At 36.7% G+C, this 21,644-nt stretch carries 21 protein-coding genes and 1 tRNA gene; 17 read left to right on the top strand and 5 right to left on the bottom strand.

From position 1 onward, the window contains the following. Nucleotides 1-98: 98 nt before the first annotated feature. Entirely contained in the window at nucleotides 99-1,775 is a 1,677-nt protein-coding gene (locus ACZZZK_RS05275; protein ID WP_463483219.1) for a helix-hairpin-helix domain-containing protein, read from the bottom strand. 87 nt (nucleotides 1,776-1,862) lie between these two features. Between ACZZZK_RS05275 and ACZZZK_RS05270 the strand changes: the two genes are divergently transcribed. Further along, a complete protein-coding gene (locus ACZZZK_RS05270) occupies nucleotides 1,863-2,276 on the top strand; it encodes a hypothetical protein (protein WP_463483218.1) in 414 nt (137 codons plus the stop codon). Nucleotides 2,277-2,304: 28 nt separating this feature from the next. Next, entirely contained in the window at nucleotides 2,305-2,490 is a 186-nt protein-coding gene (locus tag ACZZZK_RS05265) for a hypothetical protein (RefSeq protein WP_463483217.1), read from the top strand. Nucleotides 2,491-2,601: 111 nt separating this feature from the next. Here the strand turns inward: ACZZZK_RS05265 and sppA are convergent, their stop codons facing one another. Then, nucleotides 2,602-4,368: a signal peptide peptidase SppA gene (sppA, locus tag ACZZZK_RS05260; RefSeq protein WP_463483216.1), complete on the bottom strand. Its 1,767-nt coding sequence runs from the start codon at nucleotides 4,366-4,368 to the stop codon at nucleotides 2,602-2,604. A 38-nt stretch (nucleotides 4,369-4,406) separates the two neighbouring features. Between sppA and folK the strand changes: the two genes are divergently transcribed. Together folK and ACZZZK_RS05250 are read left to right on the top strand one after the other, a co-directional pair. Then, nucleotides 4,407-4,913 carry a 2-amino-4-hydroxy-6-hydroxymethyldihydropteridine diphosphokinase gene (gene folK / locus ACZZZK_RS05255; RefSeq protein WP_463483215.1) on the top strand — a complete coding sequence of 169 codons (507 nt, stop codon included), beginning with the start codon at nucleotides 4,407-4,409 and terminating at the stop codon, nucleotides 4,911-4,913. A 17-nt stretch (nucleotides 4,914-4,930) separates the two neighbouring features. Next, on the top strand, nucleotides 4,931-5,302 hold the full coding sequence (locus tag ACZZZK_RS05250; RefSeq protein ID WP_463483214.1) for an Hpt domain-containing protein: 372 nt from the start codon (nucleotides 4,931-4,933) through the stop codon (nucleotides 5,300-5,302). A gap of 153 nt (nucleotides 5,303-5,455) precedes the next feature. Here ACZZZK_RS05250 and pssA read toward each other — a convergent pair whose 3' ends face one another. Both pssA and rho read right to left on the bottom strand, forming a co-directional pair. After that, the gene (pssA, locus tag ACZZZK_RS05245) at nucleotides 5,456-6,157 is read right to left on the bottom strand and encodes a CDP-diacylglycerol--serine O-phosphatidyltransferase (RefSeq protein WP_463483213.1); all 702 of its coding nucleotides are present in this window, start codon (nucleotides 6,155-6,157) and stop codon (nucleotides 5,456-5,458) included. A 96-nt stretch (nucleotides 6,158-6,253) separates the two neighbouring features. After that, a complete protein-coding gene (gene rho, locus ACZZZK_RS05240; protein WP_463483212.1) occupies nucleotides 6,254-7,984 on the bottom strand; it encodes a transcription termination factor Rho in 1,731 nt (576 codons plus the stop codon). 419 nt (nucleotides 7,985-8,403) lie between these two features. On the opposite strand from rho, the gene pyrF reads away from it, so the two are divergent. The 5 genes from pyrF (at nucleotide 8,404) to ACZZZK_RS05215 (ending at nucleotide 12,228) form a co-directional block, all read left to right on the top strand. Then, nucleotides 8,404-9,234, top strand: coding sequence for an orotidine-5'-phosphate decarboxylase (gene pyrF / locus ACZZZK_RS05235; RefSeq protein ID WP_463483211.1), 831 nt, complete (start codon nucleotides 8,404-8,406; stop codon nucleotides 9,232-9,234). Between the two features lie 109 nt (nucleotides 9,235-9,343). Then, the gene (locus ACZZZK_RS05230; RefSeq protein ID WP_463483210.1) at nucleotides 9,344-10,246 is read left to right on the top strand and encodes a DMT family transporter; all 903 of its coding nucleotides are present in this window, start codon (nucleotides 9,344-9,346) and stop codon (nucleotides 10,244-10,246) included. 117 nt (nucleotides 10,247-10,363) lie between these two features. Then, nucleotides 10,364-11,647 carry a DUF2851 family protein gene (locus ACZZZK_RS05225; RefSeq protein WP_463483209.1) on the top strand — a complete coding sequence of 428 codons (1,284 nt, stop codon included), beginning with the start codon at nucleotides 10,364-10,366 and terminating at the stop codon, nucleotides 11,645-11,647. 49 nt (nucleotides 11,648-11,696) lie between these two features. Continuing rightward, nucleotides 11,697-11,912 (top strand): hypothetical protein, encoded by a 216-nt coding sequence (locus ACZZZK_RS05220; protein WP_265797606.1) that lies wholly within the window; start codon nucleotides 11,697-11,699, stop codon nucleotides 11,910-11,912. A gap of 97 nt (nucleotides 11,913-12,009) precedes the next feature. After that, complete coding sequence (locus tag ACZZZK_RS05215) at nucleotides 12,010-12,228, top strand: PspC domain-containing protein (RefSeq protein ID WP_056849744.1); 219 nt, start codon at nucleotides 12,010-12,012, stop codon at nucleotides 12,226-12,228. Nucleotides 12,229-12,361: 133 nt separating this feature from the next. On the opposite strand, the gene ACZZZK_RS05210 is transcribed toward ACZZZK_RS05215, so the two are convergent. Continuing rightward, the gene (locus ACZZZK_RS05210; RefSeq protein ID WP_463483208.1) at nucleotides 12,362-13,015 is read right to left on the bottom strand and encodes an ankyrin repeat domain-containing protein; all 654 of its coding nucleotides are present in this window, start codon (nucleotides 13,013-13,015) and stop codon (nucleotides 12,362-12,364) included. A gap of 991 nt (nucleotides 13,016-14,006) precedes the next feature. Between ACZZZK_RS05210 and ACZZZK_RS05205 the strand changes: the two genes are divergently transcribed. From ACZZZK_RS05205 to ACZZZK_RS05170, 8 genes are all read left to right on the top strand, one after another. Beyond that, entirely contained in the window at nucleotides 14,007-16,613 is a 2,607-nt protein-coding gene (locus ACZZZK_RS05205) for an FtsK/SpoIIIE family DNA translocase (RefSeq protein WP_463483207.1), read from the top strand. Nucleotides 16,614-16,669: 56 nt separating this feature from the next. Continuing rightward, nucleotides 16,670-17,320 (top strand): outer membrane lipoprotein periplasmic chaperone LolA1, encoded by a 651-nt coding sequence (gene lolA1 / locus ACZZZK_RS05200; RefSeq protein WP_463483206.1) that lies wholly within the window; start codon nucleotides 16,670-16,672, stop codon nucleotides 17,318-17,320. Nucleotides 17,321-17,556: 236 nt separating this feature from the next. Next, on the top strand, nucleotides 17,557-17,829 hold the full coding sequence (locus ACZZZK_RS05195) for a hypothetical protein (protein ID WP_463483205.1): 273 nt from the start codon (nucleotides 17,557-17,559) through the stop codon (nucleotides 17,827-17,829). 49 nt (nucleotides 17,830-17,878) lie between these two features. Continuing rightward, on the top strand, nucleotides 17,879-18,643 hold the full coding sequence (locus tag ACZZZK_RS05190; protein ID WP_463483204.1) for an MBL fold metallo-hydrolase: 765 nt from the start codon (nucleotides 17,879-17,881) through the stop codon (nucleotides 18,641-18,643). Between the two features lie 47 nt (nucleotides 18,644-18,690). Continuing rightward, nucleotides 18,691-18,774, top strand: a tRNA-Leu gene (locus ACZZZK_RS05185). 316 nt (nucleotides 18,775-19,090) lie between these two features. Then, on the top strand, nucleotides 19,091-20,032 hold the full coding sequence (locus ACZZZK_RS05180; RefSeq protein WP_463483203.1) for a helix-turn-helix domain-containing protein: 942 nt from the start codon (nucleotides 19,091-19,093) through the stop codon (nucleotides 20,030-20,032). Between the two features lie 85 nt (nucleotides 20,033-20,117). Beyond that, entirely contained in the window at nucleotides 20,118-20,876 is a 759-nt protein-coding gene (locus ACZZZK_RS05175) for an SDR family NAD(P)-dependent oxidoreductase (protein WP_463483202.1), read from the top strand. A gap of 263 nt (nucleotides 20,877-21,139) precedes the next feature. Beyond that, complete coding sequence (locus tag ACZZZK_RS05170; RefSeq protein ID WP_463483201.1) at nucleotides 21,140-21,352, top strand: hypothetical protein; 213 nt, start codon at nucleotides 21,140-21,142, stop codon at nucleotides 21,350-21,352. The last annotated feature ends 292 nt before the right edge of the window (nucleotides 21,353-21,644 follow it).

Genomic DNA, 21,644 nt, shown 5'->3' with positions numbered 1-21,644 from the left:
CAGAGATTGAGGAATAGTTAAATCCTGAAAGAATATCTGTGGTTATCTTATCTATCTGTGGTTATTTACAAAACAAAATTTAATCTGCAAATCTGCGGCTAACCTTTTTTAGCGTTAAAATATTCCGTTATTTCCTCTAAAGAAAAAGCATTTAGACATTTATCGGCGCTTAATCCACCTTTGCGAGCCACTAAAATTCCGTAACGCATGTCGTGGAATCCCTCAGTTCTGTGAGCATCGGGGTTTACCGAAAGCAACACGCCTTTTTCCAAAGCGCAACGATGCCAACGCCAATCTAAATCCAATCGTAAAGGATTTGCATTAATTTCGATAACGACCTTATTAGCAGCACAAGCATCAATAATTTTTTTATAATCAATCGGGTAACCTGCTCTGCTTAACAGTAAACGCCCTGTTGGGTGTCCCAAAATAGTAGTGTAGGGATTTTCAATTGCTTTTAATAACCGGGCAGTCGCTTTGGTTTCATCCATTCGAAGATTGCTATGCACCGAGGCCACCACAAAATCGAAAGTTTTAAGCACCTCATCAGAATAATCCAAAGAACCATCAGTCAATATATCACTTTCAATCCCTTTAAAAATTTTAAAAGGTGATAGTTTTTTGTTCAACTCATCAATTTCCAGATGTTGTGCAAAAACACGTTGCTCATTTAACCCTTTCGCATAAACTGCTGTTTTCGAGTGGTCGCAGATGCCTAAATATTGTAAGTTCAGTGTGTCTTTGCAATATACCGCCATCTGCTCGAGCGTATGAACTCCATCGCTCCACATAGAATGATTATGCAAACTTCCTTTTAAGTCTTCGTCCGTGATGAGTTTGGGTAGATTGTTTTCTCTGGCTAATGCCAATTCATCTAAACCCTCACGCAGTTCAGGCTCAATAAATGCTAATCCAGCTTTACTGTAAATAGCCTCTTCACTTTTAAAATGACCATCGCCAGCCAATTTTAAGACCTGTTCAACGTGTTCGGTATTTCCCGTCAGTTTAAACCATTCTAAATAGAAATCAGATTTATCAACAACAAAAACTTTAATTCTCAAACCAGCTTCGGTTGTCGTAATGAAACAATCTTCGCCGAGGATTAACGAAAGCGGTTCAAAAGTTTCCAGGCTGGTTTGTACTTCCTCTACCTGTTCAGCACCGATTACAAATTCCAACTCATCAATAATTTCGCAGGCACGGCGAAATTGACCTGCAAAGCCTAAGGAAGAATGGTTATCAACTTTAATTAACCATTCGGAGATTTGTGCGTATATGGTGTTTGCAAAGCCTTCCACTTGAGCGTAAAGGAATCTGCCGTTTGCTGCCAGCTTAAACTCAATAGCATTTTTAATCTCTTCTTGTGTTTTTAGGCCAAAACCTTTCGCCTCAATTAATCGGTTTTCGTTGCAGGCATAATAAAGTTCTCCAATACTTTCAATGCCTAAGGTTCGCCAAATAATTAAAATTTTCTTCGGACCAATCCCTTTGATACCGAGCATTTCTACAACGCCTTCGGGTGTTTCTCCTATAATATCGTTTAGTTCTTTAAGTTCGCCGGTTTGCAATAATTCGATGATTTTTCCTGCCAAACTTTTACCAATGCCATCGATTTTATCGATCTCATCTAAAGGTTTGTCTTTAAGTGCAAAAGGGAGTTTATCAACCTTAAAATAAGCATTGGCTATTGATTTTATTTTGAATGGATTTACTTCATGTAATTCCATTAACTGCGATAAGAGGCGTAAACTACGGGCGATGGTTTTGTTTTCCATAAGCTGTAAAATTATGAAATAAAGCGTTAAAACTTTTGGGAGCGGTATTTTTTCAAACAGAATTAATTAATGTGTTGTTCTAGAGTCATGAAATCCTCAAAAATCATCCTTCTTGGCTTGACCATTAGTATGGCAGCTTGTCAATCTTCGCAAAACTCTCAGCATAAAACCGATTCGATAGAAAGTATTGAATCGGGTCCAGGCCGCATAGTCGATTCTCGCTATTTGATTGTTCCTGGTCGCTCAGTGGGTGAAGTTTCTCTGGGTGAAAATATGGAAAAAGTAGGAGCGTTGCTTGGTAAACCTGATGCTGGCGATGCGGCAATGGGCAAGGCATGGGGTATTTGGTTTAATAAAGATTCTGTAGGTGGACAAAGAGATGAAATTGCTGTTTATTCATCTTATCGAGATTCGACCATGCGAGTGAAAGATGTGAAACAGATTAGAATTACTTCATGGAAGTACAAAACCCAAGATGGTTTTTACTGTTGGATTAAATGAATCGGACACGAAATTGAAATTCCCTGCTATGGAACGAATTTCTACTTATTTAAATGAGCAAAAAGATACTGTAACCGTTTACGATGCCAAGCAAGACGGTATTGGATTTGAGTTTTTGAAAGGAAAAAGTATTTCTATAACGGTTCATCCGATGAATCAATCGGTTAATGGAACTTATTTGACTTTACATCCGGAGTGGAAAATGATTGAATAAGTTGTAATAGGGGATAGGGAATCGAGAATTGAAAATGGGATTAGGAAAAATAGAAAAAGTAAGAAGGAAGTTGGTCGATTCCATCATCTCTCTTACTTTTTACATTAAATATTACTTTATAACTGTTTCAAAGGGCATTCTTGCCTGAATTCCTGAACTGGCAATAACTTTTTTCATTTGCTGATAAAGCATATAATTATCGCCCAACTCTTGCTTGGTGTAGTAAGTCTTGATCCTGTCTGTACTTTCATCCATAAACGATTTCAAAGGATCGACAACATCAGGGTATTCTACCACTTTGTATTCCTTTATTTTTGCTTTTTTTGCTGCAGCTTTAATCGCATCGTTGAAACTTCCAATTCTATCAGCCAAACCAATTTGAACGGCGTCGGTTCCAATCCAAACGTGGCCACCACCGATGCTATCAATATAAGCTTTGCTTTTCTTTCTGCCATCTGCCACGCGACTTACAAAACCACTATAAATTCTGTTTAATTCATTTTGAATAATGAATCTTTCTCCAGCTGTCATCGGGCGGTTGGTTGCCATAATATCAGCATATTTCCCAGTTTTGACACCGTCGAAAGTAATTCCCAATTTGTTGGTCATCAAGTTTTGAAAATTTGGAATGAGGCCAAATACACCAATAGAGCCGGTTATAGTGTTTGGCTGAACAAAAATGCTATCGGCAGCACAGCCGATGTAATAACCGCCAGATGCCGCAACATCACCAAATGAAGCGATAACGGGTTTTTCCTTTTTTGTTAAAACGATTTCCCTCCATATCACATCCGATGCTAGTGCACTACCGCCAGGAGAATTTACGCGGATTACAACTGCTTTAATGTCATCATCTAAACGAGCTTTACGAATTGCTCTCGAGATGCGTTCTGAACCAATTTGATTATCGTTGCCCTCGCCGCCACTAATTTCTCCATTGGCATAAATTACAGCGACTTTATCCTTTCCAGAACCCGTGTCGGTATTGTTTTTAACATAATCATTAATAGAAACTGTACGTACATTTTCGCCTCTGGTTCTGCCTGATAATCCTTTTAATTCTTCTAAAATTTGATCTTTATATTTTAATGCATCAACCATTTTAAAATTAACCGCATCCTGAGGTTCTCTAACTCTGTAATCATCGGCAATTTTGTACAAACTATCTTTTTGAATATCTCTGCTTTTAGCAATATCAGTTAAAAATGTATTGTACAAACCACCCACATAAGCGGTAACTTGTTTGCGGTTATAATCACTCATTTTATCTAGAATGAAAGGTTCGACAGCACTTTTGTAATTGCCAACACGAATCACCTGCATTTCTACGCCTACTTTTTCCAGCGTACCTTTAAAAAATGTGAGTTCAGAACTAAAACCTTTAAATTCCAAAGCTCCTTCGGGATTTAAATAAACTTTATCAGCAGCAGACGCGAGATAATATGCGCCTTGGGTAAAAACCTCACTGTAAGCAATAATTTTTTTATGTGATTTTTTGAAATCAATTAAAGCATTTCTCACCTCACGCATAGTGGCAAAACCAGCATTCGGACTGCTCACATTCAAATAAATACATTTAATATTATCATCAGTTTTAGCCCTTTGGATAGATTTTAACAAATCATTTAAACCAATTCCGTCTTTTTCGCTACCGCCAACAATGGGCAGATTTCCAAACGGATTTTTCGGAGTACGTTCTGTAATGGGTTGGTCTAAGTTTAAAAATAGTACCGAGTTGTTCGATACAGTAACGGTTTTATCACTGTCGATGGAAGAAATAGCACCAACGATAATTACAAAGATGATGATGAAAACAATAACTGCTGATAGGAAAAATCCTAGCATTGAGGCAAATAGATACTTGAAAAAATCTTTCATTTAAATGTTAATTTTGTGCCGTAAAGATATAAAAATACATGATGCTTAATACGGCTTTAGAGTACCAAACCGCTTATTTGTTACTGGGAGGAAATTTGGGTGATAGAGAAGATAATTTGCGTAAAGCAATTGCACTCACAGCAGAAAATATAGGCTCAGTAGTTTCCATTTCTGCTTTGTATGAAACTGCAGCATGGGGCAAAACTGATCAACCCTCATTTTTAAATCAAGCCGTAGCCGTTGAGACTAACTTTACTGCTATTGAAGTTTTAAACAAGGCACTGGAGATAGAAAAAAATTTAGGTAGAGTTAGGAAAGATAAATGGGGAGAGCGTTTAATTGATATTGATTTAATTCTATATGGAAATGAGGTTATTGATATCGAAAATAAGCTTCAGGTTCCTCATCCGCATATGCAAGAAAGAAGATTTGTTATGGCTCCCCTGGCTGAAATTGCCCCAGGTGTGATACATCCCATTTTGGGGAAAACTATTTTAGATATTTTTGAAAATATTACAGATAAATTAGACGTTAAGAAATTGTAAATATCTAGCTTTGTTATATGCAAGAGAATCATGATAATCATCCCTTAGATTTATCATATCTTAAAGAAATGGTTGGTCATAATCCAGAATTTATGATCGAAGTTTTTGACACGTTTATTGAACAAACGCCTTTTTATCTGGCGGAGTTGGAAGATGCTTTATCAAGTGAAAATTGGGATAAGGTTGGCAATTGTGCGCATAAAATTAAGCCCACATTTAGCTATGTGGGGCGGAGCGATGTTAAAGATTTTGTTCAGTCTATCGAAGATAATGCCCGAAATCAGATCGCGGTGGAGCAAATCCCCCCAGATGTTGAACGCTTGAAAGCCTTGTTAGTCGAGATTTATGCTCAATTGGAAGTCGCTAAGAAGGATATTCAATCTAAGTGATAACTGATTTTTTAAAAGCCCAAGTTTGGCTTTAATTCAAATTATTAATCAGGATTAAGTTACAGCAGGCGTTCCCGTGAATTTATTTCAATGTATTTAATGAAAGAGGTGCTGAAACAAATTCAGCATGAGCATGAAGTAAATACCTTGCAACTATTTCGAACTTATTATATTGCTGCGGCCAGCACGTCTAAAATGCAGGATTGATAAACTGATATAGAGTACCAAAACAAAAGGAATGGCGGCAAATTGTAAAACTGCAATTAGCACAGCTGATATTATTAGAAAGATAAACTTGATTTTATTTTTTGCCCAGCTAAAATCGCTAAACTTCAAAGAGAAGATTTTGATCTCACTAATCAAAAGAAAGCTGGTAATCGCGGTGATAGCAACTAATAGCATCGTGGAACCAATTACCTGAGGATAATCGGTCGCAATAAACGGTAACGAACAGATAAACAGCGTATTCATTGGCGTATTTAAGCCAATAAAATCTTCGGTTTGACGCTCATCATTATTAAATTTTGCTAATCGCAAGGCTGAAAAAACAGTAATAAAGAAACCTAAATAGGGTAAATATTCAGAAGTATAATCACTGGTTTTTAGCAGCTGAAACATAATCACGCCTGGTAAAAAACCAAAACTTACCATGTCTGCCAACGAGTCCAAATCTTTTCCAATCGCCGACTTTACATTCAATAATCGGGCAACCATTCCATCAAAAAAATCGAAAATGCCCGAAAGAATGACGAAATAGGCAGCAGTTTGTAGATCGCCTTTAAAAGCAAAAACGATTCCGATACAACCAGAAAACAGATTTGCACAGGTAATCGCATTAGGGATATGCCTTTTCATTTATTTTGAGTTGAAAGTACAAAGTTAAAGGTTCAAAGTGACTGGATTCGCATTTAGAAAACTTTCAACTTTAAACCTTTAACTTTTAACACTCTACTAGCTATTCATCGAAATTAAAAATTCTTCGTTGCTTTTTGTACCTTTTATCTGAGCTTGTACAAATTCCATCGCCTCCTGGCTATTCATATCTGCCAGGTGGTTACGTAAAATCCAAACACGTTGTAGAATATCTCTGTCTAGCAATAAATCATCTCTACGAGTACTCGAAGCCGTTATATCAATAGCAGGGAAGATACGTTTATTCGATAATTTACGGTCTAATTGTAACTCCATGTTACCAGTTCCTTTAAATTCTTCGAAGATCACTTCGTCCATTTTAGAACCTGTATCGGTTAATGCAGTAGCTAAAATTGTTAAAGAACCGCCGTTTTCGATGTTCCGGGCAGCACCAAAGAAACGTTTTGGTTTATGTAATGCATTAGCATCAACACCACCAGATAAAATTTTACCCGAAGCAGGAGCAGTGGTATTGTAAGCACGTGCTAAACGTGTAATCGAATCTAGAAGGATAACCACATCGTGTCCGCTTTCTACCAAACGCTTGGATTTTTCTAAAACGATGTTGGCAATTTTTACGTGTCGTTCAGCTGGCTCATCGAAAGTAGAGGCAATAACCTCAGCCCTTACGCTACGAGCCATATCTGTAACCTCTTCCGGGCGCTCATCAATTAAAAGAATAATTAAATAAACTTCTGGATGATTTTTAGCAATTGCATTTGCAACCTCTTTTAATAAATTCGTTTTACCGGTTTTTGGTTGTGCTACAATTAATCCACGTTGTCCTTTACCAATTGGTGTAAACAAATCCATAATACGGGTAGAGTAGTTGCTGTTATCCGTAAAAAGATTTAGTTTTTCAGTTGGAAAAAGTGGTGTTAAATAATCAAATGGTACGCGGTCACGAACTTCTGCAGGGATTCTTCCATTAATGGTTTCTACACGAACTAATGGGAAATATTTTTCGCCCTCTTTCGGTGGACGGATACTTCCTTTTACGGTATCGCCGGTTTTTAGACCAAAAAGTTTAATTTGAGATTGAGATACGTAAATATCATCAGGAGAGGTTAAGTAGTTGTAATCTGCAGAGCGTAAGAAACCGTAACCATCAGGCATAATTTCTAAAACGCCCTCGTTTGTAATTACGTTATCGAAATCTAAGTTAGAATAACTGTTTTCGTTTTTGTGGTGGTTACCGCCTCCAGGTTGTTTTTGCTGGCGGTTATCTTCGCGTTGTGGTTTTTCTTGCTTTTCTCTTGGCTCTTGTTTTTGTCTCGGAGCCGCAGGAATCACTTCCGCTGATTCTTCAATTAAAGCAGAAATTGGTTTGCTTCCACCGTCTTCCGATTCAACAATTCTGTCTGGTTGTCTTTCTGGTTGTTGTTGGTGTTGCGGTTCATCAAACAAAGTAACCGAATCTCTTCTTCTTTCAATTGGAGCTGCAGGTTCATCTTTACTTAATCTTGCTCTTTTTTTAACCGGTTTTTCTGGAGTAGAAGGAGCAGCAGTGGCTGATGCAGCAACTTTTGGAGTTTTTTCAGCTTTAGCGGCTTTAGTTTTTGGAGCAGGAGCAACAGCAACCGGTTCGCTTTCGCTATATGGGTCTGCGCCCGTGCCTGCTTTAGCTGCATCTATAATTTCTTGCTGGTGTAACAGTACTTCAACAAGGTCAATTTTTCTAAGGGATTCGGCACCTTCAATGCCATAAGATTTTGCAAGCTCACGTAATTCTGGTGTGAGCTTATCATTTAATTCTGTTTTACTAAACATTCTAAATATATATGTTTCAAGAAATTTTTCATTTGTTTACAACGGATGCTTCCTGTCATAAAATGTGCAAAGGCTTCTCTTGTGATTGCGTAAGCCCAGCGGTTTTTTTGTGTATAAATTCTTAAGGCTATAAAACTGTGATGAGTTGGTTAATAGATATACTCAAAATGTTTCATAAATGTTTACGAGCTGAATAAAAACGATTTTCGCTTTTAAAAAATGGTAACAAAAAACAAGTCTTGATAAAATTTTTCTGGGATATTCAGATAAACGGTTGAGAATTATGTTGCAATTGTATGTATTTGAAACGTAATCCGCAAGAAAAAGTTTAAAATGTTTATAAAAATAATGTATGTGAAGATATTTTTGTAGTTCTAAAAACTTAAAAAACCTCATATTTGCACCAAATAAGCACTTATATGACTAAGCAACAACTTTTCGAGCAGATACAAAAAAAGCGTTCATTTTTATGTGTCGGATTGGATTCTTCATTGGATAAAATTCCAAAACACTTGCTGAGATACGAAAATCCGATTTTGGAATTTAATAAACAGATTATTGATGCGACAAAAGATTTGTGTGTTGCTTATAAACCAAACACCGCTTTTTATGAGTGTTATGGTAAGAAAGGTTGGGAAACTCTAATTGAAACCTGGAAATATATTCCACAAGATATTTTTTCTATTGCTGATGCAAAACGTGGCGATATTGGCAATACTTCTGCCATGTACGCAGAAACTTTTTTTAATGAGCAATCATCCGAAATGAGTTTCGATTCGGTTACCGTTGCACCGTATATGGGTAGCGATTCGGTTACACCATTTCTAACTTTTAAAGATAAATGGGTTATTCTTTTAGCCTTAACCTCAAATTCTGGTCATGCCGATTTCCAATTACAGCAAATTGGCGAGGATAGACTTTTTGAAAAGGTATTAAAAACCTCACAACAATGGGCAAGCGATGAACAAATGATGTACGTGGTTGGCGCAACCCGTGGTTCTGCTTTTGCAGATGTACGCAAACTGGCTCCAAACCATTTTCTCTTGGTTCCGGGTGTCGGTGCACAAGGAGGAGATCTGCAGGAAGTTTGTAAATACGGTTTAAATTCGCAATGCGGATTATTAATTAATTCTTCACGGGGAATTATTTATGCAAGTAACGGCGAAGATTTTGCAGAAAAGGCAAGAGAAGAGGCTTTGAAACTGCAGCGGGAAATGGAGCAGATATTGGTGAACGCAAATATTGTTTAGCCACAGATTCACAGATTTTTCCTATCAAAATTTTTATTGGCCACGAAAAACGGAAACTTAATTTTATTTCCGTGTTTTCTGTGTTTCCGTGGCAAACTTCTAACCAACCATGAAATCCAAAATAGATTTAAAACTTATCCTTGCCTTAACTGGCGTTGCCTTAATTTGGGGAACAACCTATCTGGGTATTCGTGTTGCCGTAGAGAGTATTCCGGCGTGGTACGTAACAGCCATTCGCCAAACAATTGCATCTTTAATTATTCTAATCATCCTTATCAAACAAAAAGAATTAAAGTGGATAGGATGGGCAAGTTTTAAAAGGCAAATATTGCTTTCTATTTTGATGGTTGTAATTGCGAATGGCATGACCACCGTCGCCGAAAAAACGATCCCTAGTGGATTAACCTCTTTGATAAACGCCACTTCGCCTCTTCTGGTTTTTCTAGGATGCGTTTTCCTGGGGATTCAAAAACCGAGCTTAAAAGGTTTTATTGGTGTATTTGTCGGTTTCCTTGGAATCGTCTTCATTTTTCGGGATGGTATTAGCGACTTGCTAGAACCGGGCTACAGAAATGGAATTTTGTCATTAGTGATCGCCGTTTCAGGGTGGACAATCGGTACCATTTATTCGAAAAAACATAGCGGGAAACCGCAGTACATATTTTTAAATCTTTTTTATCAATTTGTATTCTCTGCAATTGTTCAACTGGGCTTAGCCTTGATTTTTTCTGGTGAGGCTGAGGTAAGCTCCTGGAAAACCGAAAGTATCTTTGCTGCAGTTTACCTTGCGGTATTTGGCTCGGTGCTTGGTTATTTCTGCTATCACTACGCGTTGAAAAAGGTTTCTGCGTCCGAAGTATCTATCCTCACTTATTTTAATACAGTTATCGCAATATTTTTGGGATGGTTAATTTTAAATGAACATGTAGGTATAGATTTAATTGTTGCAACTGTTTTGATTATTGCTGGTGTTTTTATTACGAATTATAAGAAGAAAGCGGAAGTGGTTTAATATTCTTGTAGTTATTTCGAACCTTAGTAGAAAAATCTTTGAAAGAAAACTGAACTATATTCACGGCACCGGACAAATTAAACCAAAACTTTAAGGAATATTTCAGTATCTTCAATAATGAATTTTCCTGAAGATTTTCTTCATTATGTTTGGCAATTTAGATCGTTTGACAATAATGATTTGAAAACGGCTGATGGAGAAAATCTGAAGATTATTCATCAAGGTTTTCTGAATAAAAATGCTGGTCCTGATTTTAGTAACAGTAAAATACAGCTTGGTGAAACGATTTGGGCAGGGAATATTGAAATTCATATCAAGGCTTCAGATTGGTTAAAACACAATCATCAAACCGATGCAAGTTATGATAACGTTATACTGCATGTGGTTTATGAGAATGATGTAGAAATTAAACGAATGGATGGCTCTGTTCTACCTGTCTTAGAATTAAAAAATCGCATTGCGGATGAGTTAATTGAGAAGTACGAAAATTTGTTTCTAACATTAACTGATTTTCCCTGCATCGCTCAAATTAAAACTGTAGATAAATTAATTGTCGATTCATTTTTATCGAGAACATTGATCGAGAGATTTGAACAGAAAACACATGTAGTAATAGAAACACTCAACGAATTAAATGGTAATTGGGATGAAACTTTCTATCGGTTTATGGCCCGAAACTTTGGTTTCAAGGTAAATGCTTTACCTTTCGAACTCTTCGCGAAGGCGATACCACAGCAAATCTATAGCAAGCACAAAGATAATACACTGTTAATTGAGGCTTTAGTGTTCGGTTCAGCCGGATTTTTAAATGATAATTTTAAAGAAGAATATCCTGGAAGGCTTAAAAAAGAATTCCAGTTTCTCCAAAAGAAATATAAAATAGAACCCATCGAGGTTTCCGTTTGGAAATTTATGCGGATGCGGCCACAAAATTTCCCAACCATTCGTTTGGCGCAATTTGCAGCACTGATTGTAAAAGCAAATCATCTATTTTCGAAAGTGATGGAGATCAGTGGTGTTGCTGAGCTTCGTGGATTGTTCGAAAACCTCCCTGTAAATGACTATTGGAAAACACACTACCATTTTAAAAAAGAAACGCAGGAAGTAAGTATTCAAATAGGTAAAACATCAATTGATAATATTTTGCTTAACACTGTCGCTTTGTTTCTATTTGCTTATGGCAAACATACCGGGACACAATTCTATGTGAGCAGGGCGATTAAGTTATTAGAAAGTTTACCCTCAGAGCAAAATGCAATTACTGAAAAATTTACCGCTGCAGGTGTAGTAATAGATAACGCTTTTGCATCGCAAGGGATTTTGCAATTGAAAAAACAATATTGCGATCAGAAAAAATGTCTATCTTGTGGTATTGGTATAAAAATTTTAAAGCAGGCATAACTACTTAAATTTAACCAAACTTTCTACCTTATAAATTGGTTTATCCATTATGGAATTTCCACACGAACTTAAAGAGCTTTATCCCGATAAAATTATCGAAGTGAGAGGCAACGCCGATGCTTTGACAGTGATATTGAATGCCGATGTTGATATAGAAAAATTTAAAAATGATTTAAAGAAAAAGTATTCAGGTTTAGAAGAACAACAAATTTTATTCATTAAACATGAAAACAGGCAAGACTTCGAAAAGCTCATTTTAGAATAGGGCAACTCCGAGTTTAACCAAAATAATTGTTAAATTAGTGCTGATACTTCGCTTTCCCTTTTTGATATTGATAAACAATAAATAAAATGAGCTAACCATGTTTCAAAGAATCATCACCTATTTCGAGCAACAAAGTTTTGGCGTATCTACCTACCTTGCCAATAAACTAAATATGAGTACGGCGAAAGTACGTTTGTTTTTTATTTATTCTTCTTTCCTGGCTGTAGGTTTTCCGATTCTGTTTTATTTCCTGGCAGCGGTTGTTTTGGATATTAGAACCTACATGAAAAAGATTAGGTTAAGGATTTGGGAGTAGAACCCCAAACCTCTGAAGGGTCTTTCCCTTTCTAGTGTTTGATTTATGCGCCTCAGTTATACCTCTTCATTTTAGAACAGGTATCTTCAACCTTATACTTCTTGCTTTTCTTTCCCACTTTAGGGGCTAGGGGTTACTCCTCCCTCAAAATCTCTGCAATTTCATTAAAGCCCTTTTCTGCGGCTAAATCTGCTGGCAATTTTCCGCCTTCCATGCGTAAGCCTACTTCTGCTCCATGCTCCAAAAGCAAAATAATTAATTCAATATTCCCTAATTGTGCTGCGGTATGTAACGGCGCCAAGCCAGCTTTCTGACAAACGTTAGGGTAAGCGCCGGCATCTAAAAGCATCTTCGTGATGTTGATGTTATTAGCCGCAACTGCGGAATGAATCGGAAAAACGTTAAATCCATTTTTAGATGCTAAGTTCACATCGGCACCTTTGAGGACCAGAAATCTTGCTAACTCTTCATGACCGAAATAACAAGCTAGGCCCAATGGCGTAAATCCATCTTCAGAGAATTTATTAACATCATCAGGGTTTTGGAAAATGAGGAGGGTAGCGGTATCGAATTTGCCTACAGCGCAAGCTTCAAACAAAGTCAGCTGATTAGAAAATTCTGCAATTATATCTGCTATGCTTTGCTTTTTATAATAACAGGCTAGTAGCAATGGAGAAATATGATGAGAAGTATTCGTATTTGCCAGTTGTGGATTTTGAATCAAAATCGTTTTTACTGCCTCCAAATTTCCTGCTTCAATTTGTTCTTCGAGTTCCGATATACTCATGTTATTGATTTTAGTTCAAATAATCGATTTAAATTAACAAAAAATTAATGGAGTTTGAAACCTCAGCTTTAAGCGGTTTCCAAGAGAAGGTTTTTGATAGAGTTTAGAACATTCGTTAAATAAACCCGATAAAAGCGGAAATACTTTTTCGTTGTTACAATCTTGAATACGTTGTCATTCTGAGGCACGAAGAATCTTCAAGCTATGAAACAGATTCCTCGTGCCTACCATTGACGTTTTTAATTCACCATCTTTCCGATCGATTTCTCATCGATAGAAGCTTCAGAGGAATGCCTTTGGCACAATCTCATTTGCTGTATATTTTATTAAAGAATATTGCTTCTTGCCTCGCCTGCCTGCCGCAGGCATGCAATGACGACCGTTCTTAATTCTGTTAGTCGATATTACAAATCTCGACAAAAGCTTTGTCATTCTGAGCGCAGCGAAGAATCTGTTAAATCAAAGATCCAAACATTAATAGTTTGCAGATTTTATTTCAGGTGGTGCGGCTACTTAAGTTACTGTTTTGTAGGTTAGGGATTCTTCGCTGCGCTCAGAATGACAGATTTAACTTTCCATCTTTGCGATCCCGATTTTGTCGGGAGAAGCTCCAGAGGAATCCCTTTGGCACAATCTCATTAGTTTTATTATAATGATTTTTATAAAATAAATTACCCCTCCGAATAACAAAACCTTGATTAAGATCACAGCGATAACGGGACTTCAGTACCTATAAAACTCAAAACTTACATTTTCTAAAGCAATAAAAATCCCGTTTAACCTCTCCAGGCAAAACGGGATAAAACCTAAAACAAAATCCGTTTCATTTGACAAAACGTACAACTTGTGTGTTGTTAAAATAATAGACGAGTTTTTCTGTTTAAGGTTTAATACTGGCTTAATAATTTTATTTATTTTAAGGCTGATTTAAAAACGCAAGAGATACAACTATATATTTTATATTTGTTAAATATTAACATTAGTACAGAAAATGGCGGTAAGGGGAAACCAGTTTAAAACCAACACATTCAGAGATAAAGGTGCAGAAAATGCGTCAGGTAGGCCATCGTCAAATCGCCAGCCGAAAGAAAAAAGAGAATATTTACCAAGTTTCGACTTGCAGGATGGACGTGCAATAAAAATTGTAGGTCTGTTTTTTGTTATCCTTTCACTTTACTTTTTAATAGCTTTTACATCTTATTTATTTACCTGGCAAGATGACCAGAGTTATGTTATTGATGCCAACGGCGGCTGGGGAAATTTGTTTAAAACGGCTGAAGAGCTGAAAGATTCGGGCGTTACCATTCCGGTTGTACAAAACTGGTTAGGTAAATTCGGTGCCTTATTATCTCATCAATTTATCTACGAATGGTTCGGTATTGCTTCGTTTTTATTCGTATTGGCTTTCTTCATTATTGGATATAGATTGCTATTCAAGGTTAAAATTCTTTCCATTTCTAAAACTCTAGGATATAGTTTTTTCTTCTTATTGTTCATCTCCCTTACCTTAGGTTTTGCTCACGGCTTTTGGTCGGAGTCGCCACATTATGTTGAGGGTGAATTTGGTTATTGGAGCAATAAATTATTGGCGGCGCAAATAGGGGCAGCTGGTGTAGCTGGCTTAATTGCTTTCGCCGGTTTAACAATTTTAATCATCGCTTATAACATCGATTTTAAATTTCCGGAGCGTAAGGAGAGAGAGGTTTATCTGGATAACGAAACGCCTGATTATGTAAATGAGGTGAGGGAAAAATTTTCTCAAAATAAAGAAGTGGAGGAAGTATCGGCACCGATCGAGTTTCCTGTGCGTGATAAACCACCCGTAAGCACCGAACGCAGACAGCAAAATGTTGTGATAAAGTCCAACCGTTACGAAGGAAAAGAGGAAGAAGAAGAGGTAATTGCCCCTGTAACTTTATCGCCGCTGGCTACGAATTTACCATTATCAACGGCTGCAACAGTAGCCACTTCTATGCCTTTAACAGTGGAGCCGACTGTTCAGGAGGAAGAAAAGGAACCTGCTTTTACAATTGAAAAAACGGAAGAAGAGAAAAAATCGGAAGATTTAGTTGAACAATTTGGTAATTACGATGAGAAGTTAGATTTAGCGGGTTATAAATATCCGACAGTCGATTTGCTAGAGAATTATGGTACCAATAAAATTTCGGTCAACGCCGAAGAGCTGGAAGCCAATAAAAACAAAATTGTAGAAACGCTTAATCATTATAATATTGAAATTGATAAGATTAAAGCTACAATTGGTCCGACGGTTACACTTTATGAAATTATTCCAGCTCCAGGCGTAAGGATTTCGAAAATCAAAAATCTGGAAGACGATATTGCGCTTTCATTAGCTGCACTGGGTATTCGTATTATTGCGCCAATGCCTGGAAAGGGAACAATTGGTATCGAGGTTCCGAATCAGCATCCAGAAATGGTGCCAATGCGTAGCATTTTGAACACCGAAAAATGGACATCAAATACAATGGATTTGCCGATAGCTTTAGGTAAAACCATCAGTAATGAAGTTTTTATAGCTGATTTGGCTAAAATGCCTCACTTATTGGTTGCCGGGGCTACGGGTCAGGGTAAGTCGGTTGGGATTAACGCCATTTTGGTTTCGCTGTTATTCAAAAAACATCCGGCACAATTGAAGTTTGTATTGGTCGACCCTAAAAAGGTGGAGTTAACTTTATTTAACAGAATAGAGCGCCATTTTTTGGCTAAACTTCCTGGAGAAGCCGATGCGATTATTACCGATACTAAGAAAGTGGTTAATACATTGAATTCACTTTGTATTGAAATGGATCAGCGTTACGATTTACTGAAGGATGCGCAGGTTAGAAATTTAAAAGAGTATAACGATAAATTTATCAAGCGGAAGCTGAACCCGAACAATGGACATCGTTTTTTACCTTTCATCGTTTTAGTAGTAGATGAGTTTGCCGATTTAATGATGACGGCTGGTAAAGAAGTAGAGGCGCCTATTGCCCGTTTGGCGCAATTGGCCCGTGCCATTGGTATTCATTTGGTTTTAGCTACTCAACGTCCATCTGTAAATATTATAACCGGTACCATTAAAGCCAATTTCCCTGCAAGGTTAGCATTTAGGGTGCTTTCAAAAATTGACTCAAGAACAATTTTAGATAGTGGCGGTGCAGATCAGTTAATTGGCCGTGGAGATATGCTTTTATCTACCGGAAGCGACTTAATCAGGCTACAGTGTGCTTTTGTTGATACACCGGAGGTAGATCGGATTTCTGAATTTATTGGTAATCAACGCGGCTATTCGGATGCCTACCAATTGCCAGAGTACATAGATGAGGCTGGCGAAGGCAGTAAGGCCGATTTTGACCCAAACGAGCGTGATAAGTTTTTTGAGGATGCTGCCAGATTGATAGTGATGCATCAGCAAGGCTCTACATCTTTAATTCAACGTAAACTGAAGTTGGGTTACAACCGTGCTGGTAGAATTATCGACCAGCTGGAAGCTGCCGGAATTGTTGGTCCGTTTGAAGGAAGTAAAGCTCGGGAAGTTTTATATCCAGATGAATATTCTTTGGAACAGTTCTTGAATAGTATTGACGACAAGAGCTAGATTAAACCAATACTAAAAAAGTCGCTCTAACATTCAAAGAAAAAATTTAATATAAGATGAAGAAATTAATTTCAGCATTAATGGTTGTAGTTGCTTTTACAACATCAACTTATGCTCAAACTGATGCAAAGGCGAAGGCGATTTTAGCAGAAGTGAGTAAAAAATACAAATCGTATAACATTGTGAAAACAGATTTCTCTTTCACTTTGGATAATCCGAAAGCTAAGGTAAAAGAAACACAGCAAGGTACTTTGTATGTAAAAGCCAACTCTAATAAGTACAAAGTCGCAATGACAAATCAAGAGTTATTTAGCGATGGTAAAAGCCAATGGACTTACCTTAAAAAGGACAAAGAAGTGCAAGTGAGCAATGTAGATAACAGTGGAGATGCCATTAATCCTGCAAAAATCTTTACCGTCTACGAAAAAGGATTTAAATACATTTACACTGGCGAAGAGAAAGTTGGAGCAAAAACCTATCAAATGATAGATTTGACTCCCGTAGATGCCAAGAAATCAATTTTTAAGGTTCGCTTAAGTATTGATAAGGCTGCTAAGCAAATTGCGAATGTGGTGTTGTTTGATAAAAATGGAAACAAATACACTTACAATGTGAAAACTTTTTCTCCTAATGTAAATATCCCTGAAGCTACTTTTGCATTCGATGCAAAAAAATATCCAGGTGTTGAAGTGGTAGATTTAAGATAATTTTTTCCGCATTGCGGGAAATGATTTTGAAAAGGTTCAGTTGGAAACAGCTGAACCTTTTTCTGTTGCAAGATGTACCAATCGCCGTTTGTCATTCTAACCCAATGAGGAATCTCTTCTGTAGCAGCATGTCGCTTGTAGTCTCTCTAATTGTTCAAATAAGGCATTACAAATGCGATTAAAAAAATCATGCCTGTCTTTATGAATGCTGCATAGATTTCTCTAAGTTTGTTGCAATGTCGTTGCCACTAACAAACCATACTTTAGAAAAGCTAGAGCAATTGCTTTTTGCAATGGGTTTTAAGGTTCGCTATGAAAAGGGTAACTTTAAAACGGGTTCATGTCTTCTGGAGCATAATAAGATTATCGTGGTTAATAAATTCTCCAATTTGGAAGGAAAAATAGCGGCTTTAGTCGCTTTGGTTAAGCAAACCAGCCCGGATGAGAATATTTTAGACGAAAAGCAACGACAATTTTTTCATTCTTTACAACAAACCGAATTATTTTAATGCAAACGCAGGTAGCAGATTATAGATGTAGAAAGGAAGTTTCATTACGATGAAAATTACTTTTTTAGGCACCGGTACATCACAAGGAGTTCCTGTAATTGCATGTAACTGCGAAGTTTGTACATCTACCGACAAGAAAAACAACAGGTTAAGAACATCAATTTTAATTGAAACTGACGATAAAACTATTGTTGTCGACAGTGGTCCTGATTTTCGTTATCAGCTCTTGCGTGAAAAGGTGAAGGATTTAGATGCGGTTTTATTTACCCATGAGCATAAAGATCATATTGCTGGTTTAGATGATATTCGCCCTTTTAATTATTTGCTAAATAAGGTTATAGATGTTTACGCTACAGAACGTGTTCAAACTGCTTTAAAAAGAGAGTTTTATTACATTTTTGCAGAAACTAAATATCACGGTTTGCCACAAATTAATCTTCACACCATTAACAACGGCGAAAAGTTTAAAATAGGGGAGAATACGATCATACCATTTGAAGTCATGCATCATTTATTACCGATCACGGGTTATCGGATTGGCGATTTTACTTATATCACTGATGCGAAAACTATTCCCGAAGCTAGTTTTGAAAAAATAAAGGGAACAAAAATACTGGTGCTAAATGCCTTGCAGCATGAATCACATATTTCTCACTTCACCTTAAACGAAGCGATGGAATTTTCGCAAAAGGTTGGTGCAGAGATTACTTACTTAACGCACATCAGTCACAATTTGGGTTTGCATGAATCCGTAGAAAAGCATTTACCAACTAACATCAGGTTGGCTTACGATGGATTGAAAATTCAATTGTAAATCTCTGTTTCCAAAACCTAAAAAAAAATTATATTTGCACTCCACTTACTCGGGTGGCGAAATTGGTAGACGCACCAGCTTGAGGGGCTGGCGCCCGTACGGGTGTGGGAGTTCGAATCTCCTCTCGAGTACTTTTGTGAATGTTAAAGCCCTGTAAATTCAATATCTACAGGGCTTTTTTGCGTAAATACGTTTTAGGTACAGTTATATTCTTCTGCTTGAAATAAATAGTCTAACCACCTTGACCTAGGCAATGGAAAGTTATATAACAGAACGTTTTACAACCGGTTAGAAATTGTACGAAAAACATTATGGTTCGATTTTGAAAGGAAGTTCCAGCCCTTGTCAGTTGATTAAAGTGAACCGCGTATGAGACTTGCATCTGGTCTTGCATATTAATCGTAGTTTTATATTTCAAAGACCTATCTTTGATTTTTACAAATAAAAATGAACTCCATCACGATCAAAGAATTTTATCAGGATATATTGGGAGAAAGCTGTCCTGATATAAATCAATTTTTAACGGATAACATTCATAAAGATGTGGGCCATTTCAATGTTTTTGATATTTCAGAAATTGCCAAGACCTGCACGTCGAAAACAGGTATGCCTTACAATAAGAGAACTTATTACAAGATAAGCTTGATTAATGGGCAAAATAGAGTGGAATATGCAGACAAAACGGTGGTGATTGACGATTGCGCTGTGCTGTTTGCTTCTCCTAAAATCCCTTATAACTACACCCATCTTTGTACAGATCAGTCTGGGCATTTTTGCGTTTTTACCAAAGATTTTCTTCCTGCCTCAAAGATTGGATTAGAACTCGACAGTCTGCCTGTTTTTTCGCCGCAAAGCGATTTCGTCTATCAAATATCAACAGAACAGTATCAAAAATTTGAAACGGTTTTCTTAAAAATGCATGAGGAAATACAATCTGATTATATTTATAAGTACGATTTATTAAGGAACTATCTGATGGAGCTGATTCATTTTGGGCAAAAATTAAAGCCTATTCTGCCGGTAGAAAACATTAAAACTGCCGCTTCGAGAACCACAACTTTATTTATAGAACTTTTGGAAAGACAGTTTCCAATTGAAAATATTAGTCAAATCTTAAAACTAAAAACCCCAGCAGATTTCGCCGGGATTTTAGGCGTTCATATCAATCACCTTAACAGAGTTTTGAAAGATACCACAGGTAAAACCACCGGCGAAATCATCGGCAGTCGCATTTTTAGAGAAGCTAAAATTTTGCTTACGCAAACTTCCTGGAATGTTTCTGAAATTGCCTTTACATTAGGATTTGAAGAGGTAGCACATTTCTCAAATTTTTTTAAGAAATATGGAAACCAATCGCCACAACATTTCAGAGAATTAGCTATTGTTTGATTTTTGCAAATTTTCGTTTGATTTATACAAACACCTCCTTGGCTTTGTTGATGATCTTTGTTATAGTAATTAAAACGAAAAAAAAATGACAAGTAAAATAGCTTTAGTAACAGGCGCCAGCCGCGGGTTGGGTAAAGACTCGGTTATCGCATTAGCAAATAGAGGATTTGATATTATTCTAACCTACCAAACAAAGAAAGAATCTGCTGACGAAGTAGTAAAAGAAATCGAAGCACTAGGGCAAAAAGCATTTGCATTACATTTGGATATCTCTTCAACTGCTGGATTTAATCAGTTTGTTTCGGAGGTGCAAAATCTTTTAGATACCCAATTTTCCTCAGCAAAATTAGATGCGCTAGTAAATAATGCCGGAATCGGAATTAACGAGAGTTTCGAAACTACAACTGAAGAAACATTGGATGCAATGACAAATATCCATTTTAAAGGGCCTTATTTCTTAACGCAAAAGTTATTGCCTTTATTAAATGATGGAAGCAGCGTGGTGAACACTTCTTCCGGGTTGGCAAGATTCTCTTTTACAGGTTATTCAGCCTATGGTGCAATGAAAGCGGCCATAGATTCATTATCAAGATACCAGGCTGTAGAATTGGGAAGCAGAAAAATCAGAGTGAATTCCATTGCTCCTGGAGCTATCGAAACAGATTTCGGGGGCGGTGCAGTTCGTGACAGTGCAGAATATAACCAGCTTATTTCTTCACAAACTGCCTTAGGAAGAGTCGGTTTGCCTGATGATATTGGAAGCGTTGTTGCATTTCTTTGCTCAGATGATTCTAAATGGATTAATGCACAAAGAATCGAAGTATCTGGTGGATTCAGAGCTTAATTCCGTCTAACACATATCGAAAAACCCATTTAATAAATCTGTTAGATGGGTTTTTGCATTTATAAAGATTGTTTGATGAATGCCCATTAATAATTTATCTATTTTTTTGTGCGATTAAAATATAGAGGCACTCTATGCAAAGTTTAAATGTATGATGAGATTATCCATTTAAATTTTAAGGCAGCAAAATCTCATTAATATTGCAACATATTTTTTAATGTTGAGTTTAAAAGTTAGTTTTGTATACTAACCGAATATATTTTATGAGCAATCTGTCTGATCCAAAACCTGAAAATGGGGTAAATAGGGTAGAAAATGAGCATAAGAATTTTGATGATTATTATCAATCAACCTCAAAACGAAAATTTGAAGGTTGGCCAATTCTTTGGATTTTAATTGTACTTCTTGTAGTATTTCTAATTCTGTACTATACAGGAACAACCACAAGTATTTTAAAGTGGATTGATGGGAAGTAATCGATCTGATTTTCGGATAGCTGTACTCCAAGCATTGCTATTCAATTTTCATTGAATACTTGATGAGCGTTAATTTAGATTGGAATGTATTAAAATTTTTCGTCGTCGCTGGGAATTTGTTCAGCTGAGAAATAACAATATAACATAAGACCAAAAGATAATATGTAAAATGCTGCGGTGATAATTAGGAAAGTGCTCATAATGTTGATTATTTGGTTAGTGTAATTATAACATTAAGTTATCATAAATATTGTAGTAGAAACGCTGAATAATCTCAATAATTATAAACATT

The sequence above is a fragment of the Pedobacter sp. AC163 genome, from assembly GCF_979258665.1.
This window is presented reverse-complemented; position numbering and strand designations above follow the sequence as displayed.

Excerpts from the sequence above, each read along its gene's own strand:
- folK (WP_463483215.1), top strand. The coding sequence starts at position 4,407 with ATGATGCTTAATACGGCTTTAGAGTACCAAACCGCTTATTTGTTACTG.
- ACZZZK_RS05225 (WP_463483209.1), top strand. The coding sequence starts at position 10,364 with ATGAATTTTCCTGAAGATTTTCTTCATTATGTTTGGCAATTTAGATCG.
- ACZZZK_RS05170 (WP_463483201.1), top strand. The coding sequence starts at position 21,140 with ATGAGCAATCTGTCTGATCCAAAACCTGAAAATGGGGTAAATAGGGTA.
- ACZZZK_RS05270 (WP_463483218.1), top strand. The coding sequence starts at position 1,863 with ATGAAATCCTCAAAAATCATCCTTCTTGGCTTGACCATTAGTATGGCA.
- sppA (WP_463483216.1), bottom strand. The coding sequence starts at position 4,368 with ATGAAAGATTTTTTCAAGTATCTATTTGCCTCAATGCTAGGATTTTTC.
- ACZZZK_RS05190 (WP_463483204.1), top strand. The coding sequence starts at position 17,879 with ATGAAAATTACTTTTTTAGGCACCGGTACATCACAAGGAGTTCCTGTA.
- ACZZZK_RS05265 (WP_463483217.1), top strand. The coding sequence starts at position 2,305 with ATGGAACGAATTTCTACTTATTTAAATGAGCAAAAAGATACTGTAACC.
- pssA (WP_463483213.1), bottom strand. The coding sequence starts at position 6,157 with ATGAAAAGGCATATCCCTAATGCGATTACCTGTGCAAATCTGTTTTCT.
- pyrF (WP_463483211.1), top strand. The coding sequence starts at position 8,404 with ATGACTAAGCAACAACTTTTCGAGCAGATACAAAAAAAGCGTTCATTT.
- ACZZZK_RS05180 (WP_463483203.1), top strand. The coding sequence starts at position 19,091 with ATGAACTCCATCACGATCAAAGAATTTTATCAGGATATATTGGGAGAA.
- ACZZZK_RS05175 (WP_463483202.1), top strand. The coding sequence starts at position 20,118 with ATGACAAGTAAAATAGCTTTAGTAACAGGCGCCAGCCGCGGGTTGGGT.
- ACZZZK_RS05220 (WP_265797606.1), top strand. The coding sequence starts at position 11,697 with ATGGAATTTCCACACGAACTTAAAGAGCTTTATCCCGATAAAATTATC.
- ACZZZK_RS05230 (WP_463483210.1), top strand. The coding sequence starts at position 9,344 with ATGAAATCCAAAATAGATTTAAAACTTATCCTTGCCTTAACTGGCGTT.
- ACZZZK_RS05250 (WP_463483214.1), top strand. The coding sequence starts at position 4,931 with ATGCAAGAGAATCATGATAATCATCCCTTAGATTTATCATATCTTAAA.
- ACZZZK_RS05205 (WP_463483207.1), top strand. The coding sequence starts at position 14,007 with ATGGCGGTAAGGGGAAACCAGTTTAAAACCAACACATTCAGAGATAAA.
- ACZZZK_RS05215 (WP_056849744.1), top strand. The coding sequence starts at position 12,010 with ATGTTTCAAAGAATCATCACCTATTTCGAGCAACAAAGTTTTGGCGTA.
- ACZZZK_RS05210 (WP_463483208.1), bottom strand. The coding sequence starts at position 13,015 with ATGAGTATATCGGAACTCGAAGAACAAATTGAAGCAGGAAATTTGGAG.
- rho (WP_463483212.1), bottom strand. The coding sequence starts at position 7,984 with ATGTTTAGTAAAACAGAATTAAATGATAAGCTCACACCAGAATTACGT.
- lolA1 (WP_463483206.1), top strand. The coding sequence starts at position 16,670 with ATGAAGAAATTAATTTCAGCATTAATGGTTGTAGTTGCTTTTACAACA.
- ACZZZK_RS05275 (WP_463483219.1), bottom strand. The coding sequence starts at position 1,775 with ATGGAAAACAAAACCATCGCCCGTAGTTTACGCCTCTTATCGCAGTTA.
- ACZZZK_RS05195 (WP_463483205.1), top strand. The coding sequence starts at position 17,557 with ATGTCGTTGCCACTAACAAACCATACTTTAGAAAAGCTAGAGCAATTG.